At 41.7% G+C, this 2,808-nt stretch carries 2 protein-coding genes; both read right to left on the minus strand.

The annotated features are described in order from the left end of the window. Positions 1–19 precede the first annotated feature (19 nt). Positions 20–409: a PD-(D/E)XK nuclease family protein gene (locus tag B3X18_RS02215; RefSeq protein WP_286935104.1), complete on the minus strand. Its 390-nt coding sequence runs from the start codon at positions 407–409 to the stop codon at positions 20–22. Positions 410–540: 131 nt separating this feature from the next. Further along, a partial coding sequence (locus B3X18_RS02220; protein WP_286935105.1) for a bifunctional aconitate hydratase 2/2-methylisocitrate dehydratase occupies positions 541–2,808 on the minus strand: 2,268 nt, incomplete at its 5' end.

Here is a 2,808-nt window from a genome sequence, read left to right on the forward strand (position 1 = left end):
ACAAAATTATTTACAGGCTCTAATTTTTACAAAAGTTAAAATATCTTTGTAATTGTTTAGATTGATCGACAGCATAAATTTTATTTTCCAAAATAATTATCTGTTCTTCATTTTCAATCATTAAATCAATCTGGCCATAATCATTAAATCTTTGCTCCTTTTTTGTTTTTATATTACCTCTAATCTTAAAATCTAATTTAAAAAACTCTACAAAACTTTTTAAGAATAAATCTTTTTGCCCATGTGTTCCCTCAGGATCTAATAACTCTTTCAAAATTGGGGTATGGGTGAATACTTCACTATTTGATACTCCACAGATTTTTAATAGATTGAAGTTATTACCATGACTATTGTTTTCTTCTAGAATATTTAGAGTGGACTGAATGATCTGACTAATTTTACTGTTCATTTACCTACTCAAAAAAATAAGGGCTGATTACTCAGCCCTTATTTTTAACTCATCTTATCTTAATTTTCAAAGAAAATCAGAGCATTGCTTTTACACTTGGGAAACGTCTTTCGACTTTTCCCTCTCGCTTATTAAGTCAATTGAGCAGCAGAGATCTTTTTAGTGTCAACCTTGCTTGCTTCAGATGTATAGTCAGACATTTGATCAAAGTTCAGATACTTATAAATATCTGCTGCCATGCTATCAATTTGAGAAGCATACTGCTGATATTCTTCCGGTGTAGGAAGTTTACCCAGTACAGCAGCCACAGACGCCAGCTCAGCAGAAGCCAAGTAAACATTTGCACCCTGACCCAGTCGGTTCGGGAAGTTACGGGTAGATGTTGAAACAACAGTAGTATTTGGTGCTACACGTGCCTGGTTACCCATACACAGTGAACAGCCTGGCATTTCAGTACGTGCGCCAGCTTTACCATAAGTGTTGTAGAACCCTTCTTCCATTAACTGACGTTCATCCATACGAGTTGGAGGAGCCAGCCACAGACGAGTAGATAAAGAACCACCAGGTACTTTGTCTAGAAGTTTACCCGCTGCACGGAAGTGACCGATATTGGTCATACAAGAACCGATGAATACTTCATCAATCTTGTCACCTTGTACCTGAGAAAGCAGTTTTGCATCATCTGGATCGTTCGGACAGCAAAGAATAGGTTCTTTGATATCAGCCAGGTCAATTTCATATACTTTAGTATATTCAGCATCAGCATCAGCTTTAAGCAAGCTTGGGTTAGCAAGCCATTTTTCCATGTTTTCAACACGGCGTGCCATAGTACGAGCATCGCCATAACCTTCAGAAATCATCCATTTTAACATGGTGATATTTGAACGAAGGTATTCAGCAACTTTCTCTTCAGAAAGCGTGATCGCACAGCCAGCAGCAGAACGCTCAGCAGAAGCATCGGAAAGTTCAAATGCCTGTTCAACAGTCAGGTCATTTTCCATTTCTGACAGGTCGATCTCAAGAATACGACCAGAAAAAATATTTTTCTTACCTTTCTTCTCGACAGTCAGGTCACCTGCCTGAATTGCATAGTAAGGAATTGCATGTACCAGATCACGCAGGGTGATACCAGGCTGCATTTTGCCTTTAAATTTCACCAGTACAGACTCTGGCATGTCAAGAGGCATTACACCAGTTGCAGCAGCAAATGCTACCAGACCTGAACCCGCCGGGAATGAAATACCGATTGGAAAACGGGTATGTGAGTCACCGCCAGTACCTACAGTATCTGGAAGAAGCATACGGTTTAGCCAAGAGTGGATAATACCGTCACCTGGACGCAGAGAAACACCGCCACGGTTCATGATGAAGTCCGGAAGCGTATGCTGCATCTGTACGTCTACTGGTTTTGGATACGCAGCTGTGTGACAGAAAGACTGCATGACCAGGTCCGCAGAGAAACCTAAACAAGCCAAGTCTTTTAACTCGTCACGAGTCATAGGGCCAGTTGTATCCTGAGAACCTACAGTCGTCATTTTCGGTTCACAGTAAGTACCCGGACGAACACCTTCACCTTCTGGAAGACCACAAGCGCGACCTACCATCTTCTGGGCCAGTGTAAAGCCTTTACCAGTATCTGCTGGCTGTACAGGTGTACGGAACAGTGTAGAAGGACCAAGGCCCAATGCTTCACGTGCTTTCGCTGTCAGGCCACGGCCAATAATCAGGTTGATACGGCCGCCTGCACGTACTTCATCTAGAAGTACTGGAGTTTTCAGTTCAGATTCAGCGATTTGTTCGCCGTTTTTGAACGCAGTAACTTTAGCTTCGTCTTTATTGACTTTAAGAACGATTTCATCGCCCATGTTCATTTCAGAAACATCGATCTCAACTGGTAATGCACCAGCATCTTCCATCGTGTTAAAGAAAATAGGAGCAATTTTACCACCTAAGCACACGCCACCATCTTTTTTGTTTGGAATGTGCGGAATTTCTTCACCAAAGAACCAAAGCACAGAGTTGGTTGCAGACTTACGGCTTGAACCTGTACCAACTACGTCACCTACATACGCAACCTGGTTGCCTTTAGCGATCAGGTCTTTAATCTGGCTTAATGGACCAACTTCACCCTGTTTTTCAGGATTGATACCGTCACGTTCATTCTTCAGCATTGCATTTGCATGTAATGGAATGTCTGGACGGCTCCAGGCATCCTGTGCTGGAGACAGGTCATCAGTGTTGGTTTCACCTGTTACTTTAAATACAGTAATTTTGATTTCTTCAGGAACATCTTTACGGCTAGTAAACCATTCAGCATCTGCCCAAGATTGTAAAACTGCTTTTGCATTTGCATTTCCAGCTTTAGCTTTATCTGCCACGTCATGGAATGCATCAAATAC

Origin of the sequence: Acinetobacter sp. UBA6571, assembly GCF_002434085.1 — a bacterium.
In the GTDB taxonomy this organism is placed as follows: Bacteria; Pseudomonadota; Gammaproteobacteria; order Pseudomonadales; family Moraxellaceae; genus Acinetobacter; species Acinetobacter radioresistens.

Bases quoted from the DNA above. Each gene is read 5' to 3' on its own strand.
- B3X18_RS02215 (WP_286935104.1), bottom strand. From the start codon at position 409: ATGAACAGTAAAATTAGTCAGATCATTCAGTCCACTCTAAATATTCTA.